Source organism: Blastococcus sp. SYSU DS1024, from assembly GCF_054050795.1.
This window is the reverse complement of sequence record NZ_JBJHAA010000006.1, coordinates 22,366-36,995: the sequence shown is the minus strand read 5'-3', so window position 1 is coordinate 36,995 and position 14,630 is coordinate 22,366. Positions and strand designations below refer to the sequence as shown.

Here is a 14,630-nt window from a genome sequence, read left to right as displayed (position 1 = left end):
CTCCGTTCGCGCGCGGCACGGAACCGCCCTAATCTCTCGATCATCGAGATGATCGACCGTCAAGGAAATGCGATGCCGCGCCGCACCCCCGTCCTCCGCTGGATCCTGCCTGCCGTCGTCGCCCTGCTGTGGCTCGGGCTGGCCGGGCCGCTCGGCTCGTTCAGCGGCAAGCTCGGGGAGGTCTCGGAGAACGACTCCGCCGCCTTCCTCCCCGACAGCGCCGAGTCCACCCGGGTCACCGAGCTGCAGCAGCAGTTCCGCACCGAGCGGACCCTGCCGGTGATCCTCCTCTGGGAGAGCGACGGCGGTGCGCTGGGCCCGGACACGCTCGCCGAGGCGCAGGAGCGCGTCGAGCAGGCGGCCGGCATCGCCGAGGACGCCGGGGCGCTGGCGGGCGAGCCGTCGCCGCCGATCCCGTCGGAGGACGGCGAAGCGGTGCAGGCCGTCCTGCCCTTCGACCCGGACCTCGGCGACGCGCTGGGCCAGGTCATCGCCGACCTGCGGGATCTCCCCGGCATCGACGGGACCACCGCATACGTCACCGGCCCGGGCGCGATCTTCTCCGACTTCGCCGAGGGCTTCTCCGGCATCGACGGGCTGCTGCTGCTCGCGGCCTTCGGCGTCGTCCTGCTCATCCTGCTGGTCGTCTACCGCAGCCCGCTGCTGCCGCTCCTGGTCATCGGCACCGCCGGCCTCGCGCTGGTGGTCTCCCTCGCGGTCGCCTACTTCCTGGCCTCCCGGGGCTGGATCACGGTGAACGGCCAGAGCCAGGGCATCGCCTCGATCCTCGTCGTCGGCGCGGCCACCGACTACGGCCTGCTGCTGGTCGCCCGGTACCGCGAGGAGCTGCGCCGCGAGCAGTCCCCCGTCGCCGCCATGAAGGTGGCGCTCCGGCAGTCGTGGGAGCCGATCCTCGCCTCGGGCGGGACGGTGATCCTCGGCGTCCTCTGCCTGCTCTTCTCCGACCTCGGCTCCAACCGCGCGCTCGGCCCGATCTCCGCGGTCTGCATCGCCTTCGCCATGCTCGCCGCGCTCACCTTCCTGCCCGCGGTGCTGCTGCTGTTCGGCCGCGCGGCGTTCTGGCCCTTCCGGCCGAAGTACGGCGAGGAGCACGCGCACGGGAAGGGCTGGGAGCGGGTGTCGACCTCGGTCGGCCGCCGTCCCGGCCGGTACCTGGTCGGCAGCACCGGCGTGCTCGTCGTCCTCGCGCTGTTCCTGCCCGCCTTCGACGCCGACGGGATCCCGCTGTCGGAGGCGGTGCGCGGCGGCTCGGAGTCCGGCGCCGGGCAGGAGGCCCTGGCCCGGCACTACCAGGCCGGCGGCGCCAGCCCCGCGGTCATCGTCACCCCCGCCGACGGCTGGCAGGACGTCGCCGACGCCGCGTCGCAGGTCGACGGCGTCGCCGAGGTGGCGCCGTACACCGGGGAGCAGGGCGGCCCGCCCGGGGCCGAGGCCGGCGAGCCGGTCGAGGTGGACGGACTGGTCCGCATCGACGCCACGCTGGCCGACGCCCCGGACAGCGAGGCCGCGCAGGACACCGTGGCCGACCTGCGGACGGCGGTGCGCGACGTCGACCCCGACGCCCTCGTCGGCGGCTCGACCGCCCAGGACCTGGACACCCAGGAGACCGCCGCCCGCGACCTCGCGGTCATCGTGCCGCTGGTGCTGGTCGTCATCACGGTCGTGCTGGCGCTGCTGCTGCGGGCGGTCGTGGCGCCGCTGCTGCTGGTGGGCACCACCGTGCTCAGCACCGCCGCGACCGTCGGCGTGGCCGCGCTCGTGTTCGACCACCTGTTCCAGTTCCCGGGCAGCGACCCGCAGGTGCTGCTCATCGGGTTCGTCTTCCTCGTCGCCCTGGGGATCGACTACAACATCTTCCTCATGACCCGGGCCCGGGAGGAGTCGATCCGGCACGGGGCGCGGGACGGCGTGCTGCGGTCGCTGGCGGTCACCGGCGGCGTGATCACCAGCGCAGGGCTCGTGCTGGCGGCCACCTTCGGGGCGCTCACCGTGCTGCCGCTGGTCATCCTCATCCAGCTCGGGTTCCTCGTCGGCTTCGGCGTCCTGCTCGACACCTTCGTCGTCCGTACCCTGCTCGTCCCGTCGGCGGTCCACCTGATCGGCGACAAGGTGTGGTGGCCCGGGAAGCTGGCGCAGGGCCCCACCGAGCCGGCCGAGCCCGACCGCGAGCTCACCGGCGCGGCCGCGAGGTGATCGGCACTCCACCCCGCCCTCGGTGACGCCGGCCGCCGTGCGCTCACCGTCGGCGGGATCAGCAGGGGTGGCAGGCTGGCCTCCGTGACTTCTCTGCGCGTGGCGGTACTCGGGCCCGGCGGCGTCGGCGGTCTGCTGGCCGCTCTGCTGGCGCGGGAGGGGCACGCGGTCACCTGCCTCGCCCGGCCGGGGACCGCCGCGCACCTCGACGAGCACGGCGTGCGCGTCGCCAGCGCTCGCTTCGGCGAGCTGACGGCGCGGGTCCGCGGCGCCGAGCGGCTGGACGGCCCGGTCGACGTCCTGCTGGTGACCACGAAGGCCACCCAGCTGGACGAGGCGCTCGATCGCGTGCCCACCGACGTGCTGGGCCGCGCGGTCGTGGTGCCGCTGCTCAACGGCGTCGAGCACCTGGCGGCGCTGCGCGAGCGCTACCCGGCCGCGCGGGTGGTCGCCGGCACGATCCGCGTGTTCGCCGACCGCCCCGCACCCGGCGTGGTCCGGCACGACGGCGAGCTGTGCGCCGTCCAGCTGGCGCCGGGCGCCGAGCCGCTGGCCGACGCGCTGGCGGCCGCCGGGGTGGACGTCACGGTCCGACCGGACGAGGCCGGCCTGCTGTGGGACAAGCTCTGCTTCCTCGCCCCCATGGCGCTGCTGACCACCGAGGCCGCGGCCCCCCTCGGCACCGTGCGCGAGGAGCACGGCGAGGAACTCACCGCGGTCATCGGCGAGGTCGCCGCGGTGGCGCGGGCCGAGGGCGCCGCCTCCGACCCCGCCGCCACCCGCGACTTCGCCTGGTCGCTGCCCGACGGCATGCGCTCGTCGATGCAGCGCGACGCCGAGGCGGGCAACCCGACCGAGCTGGAGGCGATCGGCGGGGCGGTGCTGCGGGCGGCCGACCGGCACGGCGTCGACGTCCCGGTCACCCGGCGGATCGTGGCCGGTCTGCGCACCCGCCTCCGGTGAGCCGGCTCAGCCGGCGGTGAACACCCAGGTCAGGACGGCGCCGCCGACGACCACCCACAGCAGCGGCACCCGGTTGACCCACCGGGCGGCGGCCGTGCTGCGGGTGCCGAACAGCACCCAGGCGGCGACCGTCGTCCCGAGGGCGACGAACGGGTAGCCGAACCAGGCGTAGATCAGCAGCGCGGCGAGCGTGGTTCCCGCGGTGCCCGCCGCCATGACACCCCCGATGGCGACCATGAACCACGGGAGCAGGAAGAGCACGTAGAGGCCCTGCAGCACGCCGATCTCGATCGCGGCGCGACGCCGGGCCGCCGGGTCGGCCGGCAGGGCCCGGCCGGGCGGCGGCATGGCGGTGAGAGGGGTCACGGCGGCGCAGCGTAGCGGCGCACCGGGCCATCGGGGCCGTTCCCGACGGGCGAGCCGCGGCCGGACCTGCTCAGAGGTCGCCGGCGCGGACCCGGGCCAGCCACTGCTCCGCGTCGGCGAACGCGGCGTCGGACGACTCCGGCCGCACCGGCCGGTTCCCCCGCTCGTCGGCGCGCGGGTAGGACCCCAGGAAGCGGACGTCCTCGCACACCCGGTGCAGCGCGGCCAGCGCCTCCCCCACGCGCGGGTCGCCCACGTGGCCCTCGCAGTCGAGGGAGAAGGAGTAGACGCCCAGCCGCTGCCGGGTGGGCCGCGACTCGATGCGGGTGAGGTTGATGTCGCGGACGGCGAACTCCCGCAGCAGTTCCAGCAGCGCGCCGGTGCGGTCGCCCACCACGGCGACCAGCGACGTCTTGTCGTTGCCGGTCGGCGCGGCGGGCGGGGCGGGCGGCCCGACCAGCACGAACCGGGTGACCGCACCGGGGTGGTCGGCGACGTCGGAGACCAGGCGGTCGAGGCCGTAGCGCTCGGCCGCGATCGCCGCGCAGACGGCCGCGTCCACCTCGCCCGCGGCCACCGCCGCGGCCGCCGCGGCCGTGGAGTTGGTCGGCAGCGGGTGGACGCCGGGCAGCAGCTCGGCCAGCCGCCCGCCGGTCTGCGCCAGGGCGTGCGGGTGACTGGCGACCGATCGGACGGCGGACAGCGCCGTCCCCGGGCGGACGGCGAGGACGAAGGCGACCTCCAGGTACACCTCGCGGGTGATCACCAGCGGCGCGCCGTCGGCCAGACCGTCCATGGTCGCCGGCACCGACCCCTCGACGGAGTTCTCCAGCGGCACGAGGGCGGCCTCGGCGTCGCCCCATCGGACGGCGGCCAGGGCCGCGGCGACACTCGGCTGGGGGTCCCGACGTCCCTCGGCAGTGGCGATCGCCCTGCTCAGGGCCGCTTCGGCGAAGGTACCCTCGGGCCCCAGGTAGGCGATTCGCGTCGGAGACGGACTGGGTGGCATCCCGGGCATCCGACGAGGGTAGTGCGCACGGGACGAGGCGGTCGCCCGGCCCGGGACGGGCGACGGGAACCGGCAGAACCGGCCCTCCGGGGCCCCACCGCGGAGGGGAGGGATGCGTGACCGCAGGTCCTGCCCGCGTCGCTCCCGGCGCCCTGCACACCGCGCTCTGGCGGCTGCTCGACGCCAGCGACCGGGAAGACCACGCCCCCTTCCTGGCGCACCTGGAGGAGGTCGACGAGGCCTTCGCCGGCAGCCCCGACCCCGCCTGGCGCGCCTGGCAGCACGCGTTCGACGCCCACCGCGCGCTCGTGGACGACGATCCCGCCGGCACCGCGGTCCGGATCGCGGCGGCCCGCGAGCAGCTCGACGAGTGCCCGGTGTCGTCGGGGACGGCCCTGCTCATGGCCTACCTCGCCCACGTCGAGGCGACCGCCGACCACCTCGACTCGGCATTGCTGCTCGCCGTCGACGCCAGCCTGCTCACCGACGGGCCCGCCGTGCCGCCCTCCCGCGCCCTGCTGCAGGCCCACCGCTGGCTGTCGATGACCCTCTCCGCGCTGGACCTCGAGGAGCTCGCCGTCCACCACGCCGTCCGCGGGCACCAGGTGGCCGCGGAGCTCCCCGACGTCGGCGACCGTGGCCGGCTGCTGCTGCTCACCGCCCGCCAGCACGTCGAGCTCGCCCAGACGATGCGCCGCCGCGGCGACACCGAGCGCGCCGCCGAGCTGGCCACCGAGGCGATCGCCTGCGCGACCGGTGCCCGCGAGCTGGACTGGTCCCCCGAGCAGGCCGACGCCGACCTGCTCGACGTGGTGCAGGCCTGGGCGCTCATGTGCAGCGGCGACCCGGGCGCCGCCCTCGGCCCCCTGCGCCGCGTGCGGCGGGCCCTGCAGCGCGACGGCGGCGGCTTGTGGCTGCGCGGCTACACCGACCTGGCGCTGGCCCGCGTGCTCGCCGCCGTCGGGTCGGCCGAGCGGGACCCCGCGGCCGGCGAGGAGGCGATCACCCTGCTGGTCGAGGCCTCGGGCGCGTTCGCCGCCGCAGGCGACCGGCGCCGCTACCGGCAGAGCCTGCTGGAGCTGGGGCAGGGGAACGCCGACCTGGGCCGGCCGGCAGAGGCGCTGCACTGGCTGGAGGCCTACCGCGCCGACACCGGCCGGGCGCACGCCCGCAGCCGGGAGCTCTGGGCGGAGATGTTCGTCCGCCGCAGCCGGCTGCGCGAGGCCGAGCGGCAGGAGGCGGTGCTCCGCCGGCACGCGCTGGAGGACCCGCTGACCGGGCTGGGCAACCGGCGCAGCGCGGAGCGCCGGCTGGGGGCGCTGCGGCTGGGTGAGGAGCCGCTGTCGCTGGCCGTCGTCGACGTCGACCGGTTCAAGGAGGTCAACGACGACACCTCCCACACCCACGGCGACGCCGTGCTGCGCCGGGTCGCCGACCTGCTGCGGGAGCACAGCCGCACCGGCGACGAGGTGTACCGCTGGGCCGGTGACGAGTTCCTCGTCGTGCTGCCGACCGCCACCGAGGCGCAGGCCGTGGTCGTCACGGAGCGGCTGCGGTCGGCCGTCGCCGAGGCTGACTGGGGTGACCTGGAGCTCTCGGGGCCGGTGACGGTGAGCATCGGCGTGGCGACGGCGCCGGCGGTCCCCGACGGGCAGCCGAGCCCGGTCGTCGGCTGGCGGGCGTTGTTCGACACCGCCGACCTCCACCTGTTCTCCGCCAAGCGCCTCGGCCGCAACCGGGTCCGCGCGCACGGCCCCCCCGACGCCGCCCCGGCCGATCGCGGGGCGAGCGCGTGACGACCCTGCACGCGTGGGGCGGGAGGGACACGACGGACGAGGGACGGCGCGTTCCGCGTGACGTGCTCGACACTGTCGGTGACGACATGCACAGTGCGCTCGTGCCACCGGGAGCCCTGCACCACCGGGTGACCGCCGCCCTGAGCAACTGGCAGCTCGACGACGCCGAGCAGCTGCTCGCCGGGGTCGAGCGGGACGCCTCGCCCTACGTCGCTGCCGCACCGGCTGCCGACGCGCCCGACGGCGCCCCGGTGTCGCTCGGCCGCGCGTGGGCCGACACCCTGCGTGCCGAGCTTCTGGTGCGCCGGCTGCGCGTCGCCGGCTTCACGCTCGTCGGCGAGCCCGTCTCCCCCGCCGGGCCCGCCGAGGCCGCCCTCGACCTGCACGCCGGGGTCGCGGGGCTGATCGACGGCGACCGCGCGGACACCGACCCGCGGTCGGAGTCTGCCTCCCGCGCGGCCCTGGCCATCGCTCTGGTCCGCTCGGCCAAGGCGGCGTTCGACGCCGCCGACGACGACCTCCAGCGGGCCGCCGGGCTGGCCCGCCACGCCCGCATCGAGCTGCTCTCCCGGCGCATCGACGCCGCGATGGACGAGGCCGTGGAGGCCGCGAGCCTCCTCGACCCGGGGATGGCGCCCAGCCCGCTGCTGGTCGACACGCTCGGCACGCTGGCCGGCGTCCTCGCCGACCTGGAGCTGATGCCGCTGGCGCTGGACTACCAGCGCCGCGCCCTCGAGGCCGCCCAGGCGGTCGCCGCGGCCGGGGCCGAGGAGACCGATCCCGACGTGCTCGTCGCCGTCGCCGCGACCCGGCTCGGGGAGCTGTGCGCCGAGCTCGGCGAGGGCCTCCTCGACGACGGCGCCCCCGAGTCGGCCGCGCCCTACTTCGCGGAGGCGCGCGGGCTCGCCGAGCAGGCGCTGGTGCAGCTGCCGCCGGACTCCGCCGGTGTCGTGCCCGCCCAGGTCGTGCACGGGTGGGCACTGGTCGGCCTGGGCGAGCAGGCCGCCGCGGTCGGGCCGCTGCGCGCCGCGATCCGGCTGTCCGCGGCCGCCGCCGACCGGGACCGCATGGCTTCGGCGCAGCTGGCGCTCGGCCGCGCGCTGCGCCGCCAGGGCGATGGCCGGGCCGCCGACGAGCACCTGGTCGCCGCCCTCACCCTGGCCACCGGGCACGGCCTGCCGCGGTTGCGCCGGGCCGCCCTGCGGGAGCTCTGCACGCTGCACGCCGACCTCGACGACGCCGGCCGCGCGCTCCCGTACCTGCAGGCCTACCTCGCCGACGAGCTCGACCGGGTCGACGAGCGGCGCACCCGCTGGGTGGAGCTGTTCGGCCGGCGCAAGAGCCTGCTGGAGACCGAGCGGGCCGCCGGGCAGCTGCGCCGGCAGGCCTACGAGGACCCGCTGACCCACCTCCCCAACCGGCGCTACGCCGAGGCGCGGCTCGACGGGCTGCTGGCCGCCGGCGACGTCCCGGCGCTGGCCGTGGTCGACGTCGACAACTTCAAGGCGATCAACGACACCGCCGGGCACCCGGCCGGCGACGCCGTGCTGCGGACCATCGGCGAGCTGCTGGTCGCCGGCGTGCGCGACACCGACGAGGTGTGCCGCTGGGCCGGTGACGAGTTCGTCATCCTCCTGCCCGAGACGACGGCGGAGCAGGGCGAGCGGGCGCTGGAGCGCATCCGCGCCTCGGTCGCCCGGTACCCGTGGACCGACCTCGGCCTCGACCTGCCGGTGACCATCAGCGCCGGCATCGCCTCGGCCACCCGGGGCGACGACCGCAAGACGCTGTTCGCCGCGGCCGACGGGGTGCTGTACGACGCCAAGCGCAGCGGCCGCGACCGCGTGGTGCGGCTCTCCGCGGTCACCCAGACGCGCGCCGCCGACGGCGCGACGCCCCAGCCCGCTGCCCAGGAGGCCGCGACGCCGGAGGCCGCGACGCCCGAGTCCGCGCCGCCGGAGGCCGCGGGAAGCACGTCCGCCGACGACGCCGCCCGCGCCGCCGCCGCCGTCCGCGCGGAGGCGGCCGGCTTCGCCGCGCTCCTGGGCGGCGCGCACCCCCCGCTGGGCACCGCACGCCCCGACGAGCCGCTGCTGGCCCCCGTCGCGCCGGCACCCCCCGCTGCGGGGACCGGCCCGGTGGTGGTCCGGGCCGCGGGCCGCAGCACCGAGCAGGTGCTCGCCCTGGTCCGCGACGCCCGCCGCGACACCCCCGACCGCCCCGTGTTGGTGCTGCACGCGGCCGCCGAGACGCTGGTGGCGCTGGCCACCGAGCACGGATCCGGCACCACCCTGGACGGCGCCGCGCGGGCCGCGGCGGTCGGCCCGCTGCCGGAGCCGGCCGGCCGCACCACCGTGCTGTGCGCCGACGGTGCGGACGCCGCCGTCGCCGCCGAGGCGGCCTTCGCCGCCCGCGTCACCGGCACCGAGGTCCGCCTGATCGAGGCCGGGTCGCTCCCCGAGGGCACCGACTGCCTGGTCGTCGTCGCCGGGGCGGACCCCGGTCTGGCCGCGACGATCGGCGCGCGCACCGACGTGCCGGTGGTCGCGGTCCCGACCTCGGCGGCGCACCCCGGCGGGCTCGGCGGGCTGGGCGCGCTCGTCACGATGCTGCACCCGACCGGGTCCGGCGTGGTCGTCACCGCGGTCGACGACGGCTGCTCGGCCGGCGTCTTCGCCGCACGCACGGCACGGAGGGGTGCCCGGAAGGCGTGACCCCCCGGGGAGCGGTGGACCCGGCGCAGAGCGTCCGGGGGACGGCACCTGGCCGCGGTCTCGGCAGGGTCCGGAGGAGTGGGGCCCGGCGGGTCCCGCGAGGACGGGCGGACCCGGCTCCGCGCGACCGGGGGAGGGCACCTGGCCGCGGTCTCTCGGCAGGGTCCGGAGGAGTGGGGCCCGGAGGGTCCCGCGAGGACGGACGGACCCGGCTCCGCGCGACCGGGGGACGGCACCTGGCCGCGGTGTCGTCCGGAGGACGACGATGTCACGGTGATCGGCTGGCTGGACCTCGCGGCCGGGGCCTCGGGCGACATGCTGCTCGGTGCCCTCGTGGACGCCGGCGTGCCCCTCGACGTGCCGGCCGAGGCGGTCGCCGCCCTCCCGGTCGAGCGCGTCCGCCTGGAGACCGAGCAGGTCACCCGGCACGGGCTGGGCGCCACCCGCGTGCACGTGCATGCCCCGCCCTCCGACGTCCACCGCACCTGGGCCGACGTCCGGCGGCTGCTGACCTCCGCCGCGCTGCCGGCCCCGGTCCGCGACGGTGCGCTGGCCGTCTTCGAGCGGCTGGCCGTCGCCGAGGGCCGCGTGCACCGCGTCGACCCCGCGGACGTGCACTTCCACGAGGTCGGGGCGCTGGACGCGCTGGCCGACGTCGTCGGTGTGGTGGCCGCCCTGGAACACCTGCACCTGGACCGGTTGACCGCCTCCCCCGTCGCGCTCGGCAGCGACTCGGCCCGCGGTGCGCACGGCGTCGTCCCGATCCCCGGCCCGGCGGTGCTGGAGCTGCTGGCGGGGGTGCCGGTGCACGCCGGCCCGGTGCCGGCGGAGACGTGCACGCCCACCGGCGCCGCGCTGCTCGCCGCCCGGGTGGAGGAGTGGACGACGCTGCCCGCCCTCCGCGTCGAGCGGGTCGGCACCGGCGCCGGGGGGCGCGACCCCGAGCAGCTGCCCAACGTGGTCCGGCTGGTCCTCGGCGAGCCGGCCGAGCCCGCGCCGGGCGGGCCGGTGGTGCTCGAGGCCAACGTCGACGACCTCGACCCCCGGCTGTGGCCCGGCGTGCTGGAGGCGCTGCTGACCGCCGGCGCCTCGGACGCCTGGCTCACCCCGATCCTGATGAAGAAGGGCCGCCCCGCGCACACCCTGTCGGCGCTCTGCCGGCCCGACGCGGTCGTGGCCGTGCAGGGCGCCGTCTTCGCCACCACCTCCACGATCGGGTTGCGGGTGGTTCCGGTGGGCAAGGTCGCGCTCGACCGCATGCAGGCGGCCGTCGACGTGCTCGGCGGTCGGGTGGGCGTCAAGATCGCCTCCGCGGGAGGCCGGCCGGTGAACGTGAGCGTCGAGTTCGAGGACGTCGCCGCGCTGGCCCGCGCCCGGGAGCTGCCGGTCAAGGAGGTGCTGCGGGCCGCCACCGCCGCCGCGGCGGCCGCCTACCCGGTCGGCCCTCCCGGCGACGCTCCCCCGCTCTGGGGCTGACCTCACCGCCGCCGCAGGCCCGCCCCCACCACCGGGACGGCGGCGAGCACGAGCAGCCCGACGGCGGCCGGCCCGCCCAGCGCCCACGCCGCGAAGACCAGCAGCGACGAGAGCTCGACCCCCATCCCGGCGACGGAGGTGATCGTCGCGCGGTGCGGGCCGGTGATCCGGCGCTGCAGCTCTGCCTCGGCGGCGACGAGCACGGCGAGGTACAGGCCGTAGGCCACCGCCAGCACGGCGACCACGAGGAGCCCGCTCGCCGCCGCGGCGAGCAGCACCCCGGCCCCGGCGGCCACCAGCAGCGCGGCCGGCAGCCGCCCCGGCGGCCGCGCCAACCGGCCGCCGAGCGCGGCTCCTGCGGCTCCGGCGAGGGAGACGACGAGCACCGAGCCGGGCACCGCCACCTCCGGCACCCCCCGGTCGGCCACCAGCACCGGGAAGTACTCCTCCATCCCGTCCAGCCCGCCGACCAGCGCGACGGCCACGACGGCGGCGAGCAGCGCGGGGCGGCGCAGCGCGACACCCGGGCCGGTGGCCGGCTCCTCGCCGGTTGCGGGGTCGGTGGCCGCCGCCTCGGGGAACCGGAGCGCGAGCGCGGCGGCACCCAGGCAGACGGCGGCGCTGACCCAGCCGACCAGCGGGAAGCCGCCGGCGGCGTAGAGGGCCGTGGCCGCCAGCGCCGTCGGTACCTGGACCAGCAGCTCGGCAGCGGTCATGGCGGCGTTGACCCGGGCGAAGCACTCCGCGGCGCCGACCTCGGCGAGCCCGTCGTGCACCAAGGCCTCCGCCGCGCCCGACGTGCCCGCGCCGGCGAGGCCCCAGAGGACGAAGCCGGCGGCGAACGCGCCCGCCGAGGGAGCCGCCACCCAAACGCCGAAGGCCGCGGCCTGCAGCACGCCCGAGAGGGCCAGCACACCTCGGCGGGACCACCGGTCGGCGAGCAGCCCGGCCGGCACCTCGGCCAGCAGGGCGGTGACCGACCAGAGGCCGAACAGCACGGAGAGCTGGGCGGCGGAGACCCCGGCGTCGAGGAACAGCAGGGCGTACAGCGGGTACAGCGGCACCCACTCGGAGAGCGCTGCCCAACCGATGGCCAGGCGGGCGAGCGGCCTGGCTGCGGGAGGCAGCGGGGGCGGTGCGGATCAATGTCGGCGCATGGCCCGCAGGCTAGCCCGGACGGCGCCCCGGCGCACCGGGTGACGACGGGGGCCGGCGGGCATGACCCGTGCGGGGGAAGCGACACGCCGGGGCTCAACCGCCGGCCACGGCACGCCGTTGCGAGACTGGAGGGACCGGATGCACCGGCCCGCCCGGGAGGGACGCAGGATGAAGCGCACGGCCGAGCACGCGCCGGTGCCCGGCCGTCCGGGTGCCCGCGAGGAGGACCTCGAGCGGCCGGTCATGGACACCGACCCCGCGCTCGAGGGCCTGGTGCGTGTCGCCGCGGCGGTCACCGGCATGTCCTGGGCCTCGGTGATCACCATGGACACCGCCGTCATGCACGTGATGGCGGTGCACGGCTTCCGGGGAGCGGCGTGGCCGCGCGAGGGGTCCATCGTGGCGACGGTGCTCGAGCGCGGCCCGGGGGTGCAGACCTGCGACGACCTCATGGCGGAGCCGCGGTTCGCCCGGAGCCCCTGGGTCGACGGCCGCCGCGCCGGGATGCGCGCCTTCGGCACCGCCCCGGTGGTCGTGGACGGCCGCACGCTGGCCGCGGTCTGCGTCTTCGACTCGGCCCCGCACACCTTCACCGACGAGGAGCGGGCCCGGCTCGCCGACGTCGCGACCGCGGTGGCCTCGCTGGTGCGCGCCGCCCAGCAGGCCCGCCAGCTCGCCGACCTGGCCGCCGCCAGCCAGCTCGCCCGCGCCGAGACCGCCCGCGCCCACCATCAGCTGGCCCGGTCCACCGCTTTCAGCCAGGCGCTGCTCGAGGTGCTCCCCGTGGGCGTCGTGGGCGCCGACGCCGAGGGTCGCATCACCCTGTTCAACGCCGCCAGCCGCCGGTGGCACGGCCTGGACGCCGACCCCACCGTCGAGCCGACGGACATCCCGGGCACCTACCGGCTCACCGACGTCGACGGCGCACCGCTGCCGCCGGAGCAGGTTCCGCTGCGGCGGGTCTACGCCGAGGGACGGCTCGACCGGGCCGAGATCGGGATCGCGGTGCCGGGCGAGCCGTTCCGGCGCATCTCCTGCTCGGGCGTGCAGGTGCACGACGACGAGAGCGCCCTGCTCGGTGCGGTGGTCACGCTCTCCGACGTCACCGAGCAGCGGGCCCTCGAGGCCGCGCTGCGCGAGGCCGCGCTGCACGACCCGCTGACCGGCCTGCCCAACCGCAACCTGCTGCTCGACCGGCTCGACCAGACGCTCGCCGCCGCGGAGCGGGTCCGCCGGTCGATGGCGGTGCTCTACTGCGACCTGGACGGGTTCAAGCCGGTCAACGACACCGCCGGGCACGCGGCCGGCGACGAGGTGCTCGTCGAGGCCGCCCACCGGCTGGCCGCCGCCATCCGCCCCGGGGACACCGTGGCCCGGATCGGCGGGGACGAGTTCGTCGTGCTGTGCCCGGAGGCCGGCTCCGAGCAGGCCGCGCAGGTCATCGCCGACCGCATCACCGCCGCCTTCGACCGCCCGCTGCGCCGCGCCAACGGCGACGAGCACGCCGTGGGGATCAGCATCGGGGTAGCGCTGTGCGGGCCCGGCGAGACGCCCGACTCCGCGCTGGCCGCCTCCGACGCCGCGATGTACCGGGTGAAGGCCGCCCGCCGGGCGGGGCGCCTCCCCGCGCCGCGGCCGGTGCCGGGACCCGCCGTCCCCGCCCCCTGACCCCTCCACCCGCCCCGCCCGGCGGCCGCTACCGTTGGCCGCCGAGAAGGTCGCCTGCCCGAGCTCCGCCCGGCAGTGCCGCGGAGGAGGGTTCGTCGTGATCTGGTCGGTCGTGCTGGCCGCATTCGTCCTGGTGCTCCCGGTCGAGCTGCCCGACAAGACCCTGTTCGCCAGCCTGGTGCTCGCCACCCGGTTCCCCCCGCTGCCGGTGTTCGTGGGCGTCGCCACCGCGTTCGGCCTGCAGGTGGCGATCGCCGTGACCGCGGGCTCGCTGCTCTCGCTGCTCCCGGAGGCGCTGGTGAGCGGCGTCGTCGCGCTGCTGTTCCTGGTGGGCGCGGTGATCCTCTGGCGCAGCGCGACCGCCGGGGCGGAGGACGCCGGCGCGGCCGCCGACGGCCGGGAGCCGACGTCGTTCCTGCGGGCGGCCGCGATCTCCTTCGGCGTGCTGTTCGCCGCCGAGTGGGGCGACCTCTCCCAGCTGGCGACCGCGGGGCTGGCCGCGCGCTACGAGGCGCCGCTGTCGGTCTTCGTGGGCGCGTGGGCCGCGCTCCTGGTCGTCTCCGGCCTGGCCGTCTTCCTCGGCAAGAAGCTGGCCGACCGGCTGCCGATCACGCTCATCCGCCGGGTCGCGGCGGGGCTGTTCCTCGTGTTCGCCGTGGTCGCGGTCGTGGAGACGGTCCGCGCGCTCAGCTGACCGGGGGCGTCAGCAGCGCCAGCCGCTCGACCAGCGCCGTCAGCTGCGCATCGAGGTCGGGCCAGCCCACCTCCGGCGCCGCGGACCGCAGCGTGACGACGCCGTGCAGCGCCGTCCACACCAGCGCCGCCTCCTGGCGCGGGTCGCGGCTGCGGGAGCGCCCCGCAGCCACGCACGCCTCGACGCCCCCGACCAGGACGGCGAAGGCCCGCTGCCCGCTGGCGACCTTCCGCGGGCCGAACATCGCCCGGTAGCGGGCCGGTGCGGCCAGCCCCGCCAGCACGTAGGCCCGGCACCCGGCGAGCAGCCGGCGCACGGGGTCGGACTCGGCGTCGACCGCCGCCAGCACCGCCGCGCGCAGCTGCTCGAACCCCGCGTCCAGGACGGCGCCCAGCAGCGCGTCGAGGTCGGCGAAGTGGCCGTACACGGCGGGCGCGCTGACCCCCGCCTCCCGCGCCACGCCCCGCAGGCTGACCGCGGTCGGCGACCCCTCGCGCTCCAGCAGCGTGGTCGCGGCGGTCACCAGATCGGCGCGCAGGTCCCGGGGCACGATCGGCAATTTACAGCTGTAA

At 77.2% G+C, this 14,630-nt stretch carries 11 protein-coding genes; 7 read left to right on the top strand and 4 right to left on the bottom strand.

Annotated elements, in window-relative coordinates; genetic code table 11:
* Window positions 1–72: 72 nt before the first annotated feature.
* Complete coding sequence (locus ACI79S_RS07495; RefSeq protein WP_456592817.1) at window positions 73–2,214, top strand: MMPL family transporter; 2,142 nt, start codon at window positions 73–75, stop codon at window positions 2,212–2,214.
* An 84-nt stretch (window positions 2,215–2,298) separates the two neighbouring features.
* A complete protein-coding gene (locus tag ACI79S_RS07490; protein ID WP_456592816.1) occupies window positions 2,299–3,177 on the top strand; it encodes a ketopantoate reductase family protein in 879 nt (292 codons plus the stop codon).
* A gap of 6 nt (window positions 3,178–3,183) precedes the next feature.
* On the opposite strand, the gene ACI79S_RS07485 is transcribed toward ACI79S_RS07490, so the two are convergent.
* Both ACI79S_RS07485 and pheA read right to left on the bottom strand, forming a co-directional pair.
* Window positions 3,184–3,543, bottom strand: a complete 360-nt coding sequence (locus tag ACI79S_RS07485) for a hypothetical protein (protein ID WP_456592815.1) — start codon at window positions 3,541–3,543, stop codon at window positions 3,184–3,186.
* A gap of 70 nt (window positions 3,544–3,613) precedes the next feature.
* A complete protein-coding gene (gene pheA / locus ACI79S_RS07480; RefSeq protein ID WP_456592814.1) occupies window positions 3,614–4,561 on the bottom strand; it encodes a prephenate dehydratase in 948 nt (315 codons plus the stop codon).
* Between the two features lie 107 nt (window positions 4,562–4,668).
* Here pheA and ACI79S_RS07475 point away from each other — a divergent pair, with 107 nt between their 5' ends.
* The 3 genes from ACI79S_RS07475 to larC all read left to right on the top strand — a co-directional run bounded on the left by ACI79S_RS07475 (window position 4,669) and on the right by larC (window position 10,538).
* Window positions 4,669–6,348, top strand: coding sequence for a diguanylate cyclase (locus tag ACI79S_RS07475; RefSeq protein WP_456592813.1), 1,680 nt, complete (start codon window positions 4,669–4,671; stop codon window positions 6,346–6,348).
* 101 nt (window positions 6,349–6,449) lie between these two features.
* Window positions 6,450–9,062, top strand: coding sequence for a diguanylate cyclase domain-containing protein (locus ACI79S_RS07470; RefSeq protein ID WP_456592812.1), 2,613 nt, complete (start codon window positions 6,450–6,452; stop codon window positions 9,060–9,062).
* Between the two features lie 273 nt (window positions 9,063–9,335).
* On the top strand, window positions 9,336–10,538 hold the full coding sequence (gene larC / locus ACI79S_RS07465; protein WP_456592811.1) for a nickel pincer cofactor biosynthesis protein LarC: 1,203 nt from the start codon (window positions 9,336–9,338) through the stop codon (window positions 10,536–10,538).
* A 2-nt stretch (window positions 10,539–10,540) separates the two neighbouring features.
* Here the strand turns inward: larC and ACI79S_RS07460 are convergent, their stop codons facing one another.
* The gene (locus ACI79S_RS07460) at window positions 10,541–11,602 is read right to left on the bottom strand and encodes an MFS transporter (protein ID WP_456592810.1); all 1,062 of its coding nucleotides are present in this window, start codon (window positions 11,600–11,602) and stop codon (window positions 10,541–10,543) included.
* Window positions 11,603–11,864: 262 nt separating this feature from the next.
* On the opposite strand from ACI79S_RS07460, the gene ACI79S_RS07455 reads away from it, so the two are divergent.
* Together ACI79S_RS07455 and ACI79S_RS07450 are read left to right on the top strand one after the other, a co-directional pair.
* Window positions 11,865–13,364 carry a diguanylate cyclase domain-containing protein gene (locus tag ACI79S_RS07455; RefSeq protein WP_456592809.1) on the top strand — a complete coding sequence of 500 codons (1,500 nt, stop codon included), beginning with the start codon at window positions 11,865–11,867 and terminating at the stop codon, window positions 13,362–13,364.
* A 97-nt stretch (window positions 13,365–13,461) separates the two neighbouring features.
* On the top strand, window positions 13,462–14,058 hold the full coding sequence (locus ACI79S_RS07450; protein WP_456592808.1) for a TMEM165/GDT1 family protein: 597 nt from the start codon (window positions 13,462–13,464) through the stop codon (window positions 14,056–14,058).
* On the opposite strand, the gene ACI79S_RS07445 is transcribed toward ACI79S_RS07450, so the two are convergent.
* The gene (locus ACI79S_RS07445; protein WP_456592807.1) at window positions 14,051–14,608 is read right to left on the bottom strand and encodes a TetR/AcrR family transcriptional regulator; all 558 of its coding nucleotides are present in this window, start codon (window positions 14,606–14,608) and stop codon (window positions 14,051–14,053) included. The genes ACI79S_RS07450 and ACI79S_RS07445 overlap by 8 nt on opposite strands.
* Between the last annotated feature and the right edge of the window lie 22 nt (window positions 14,609–14,630).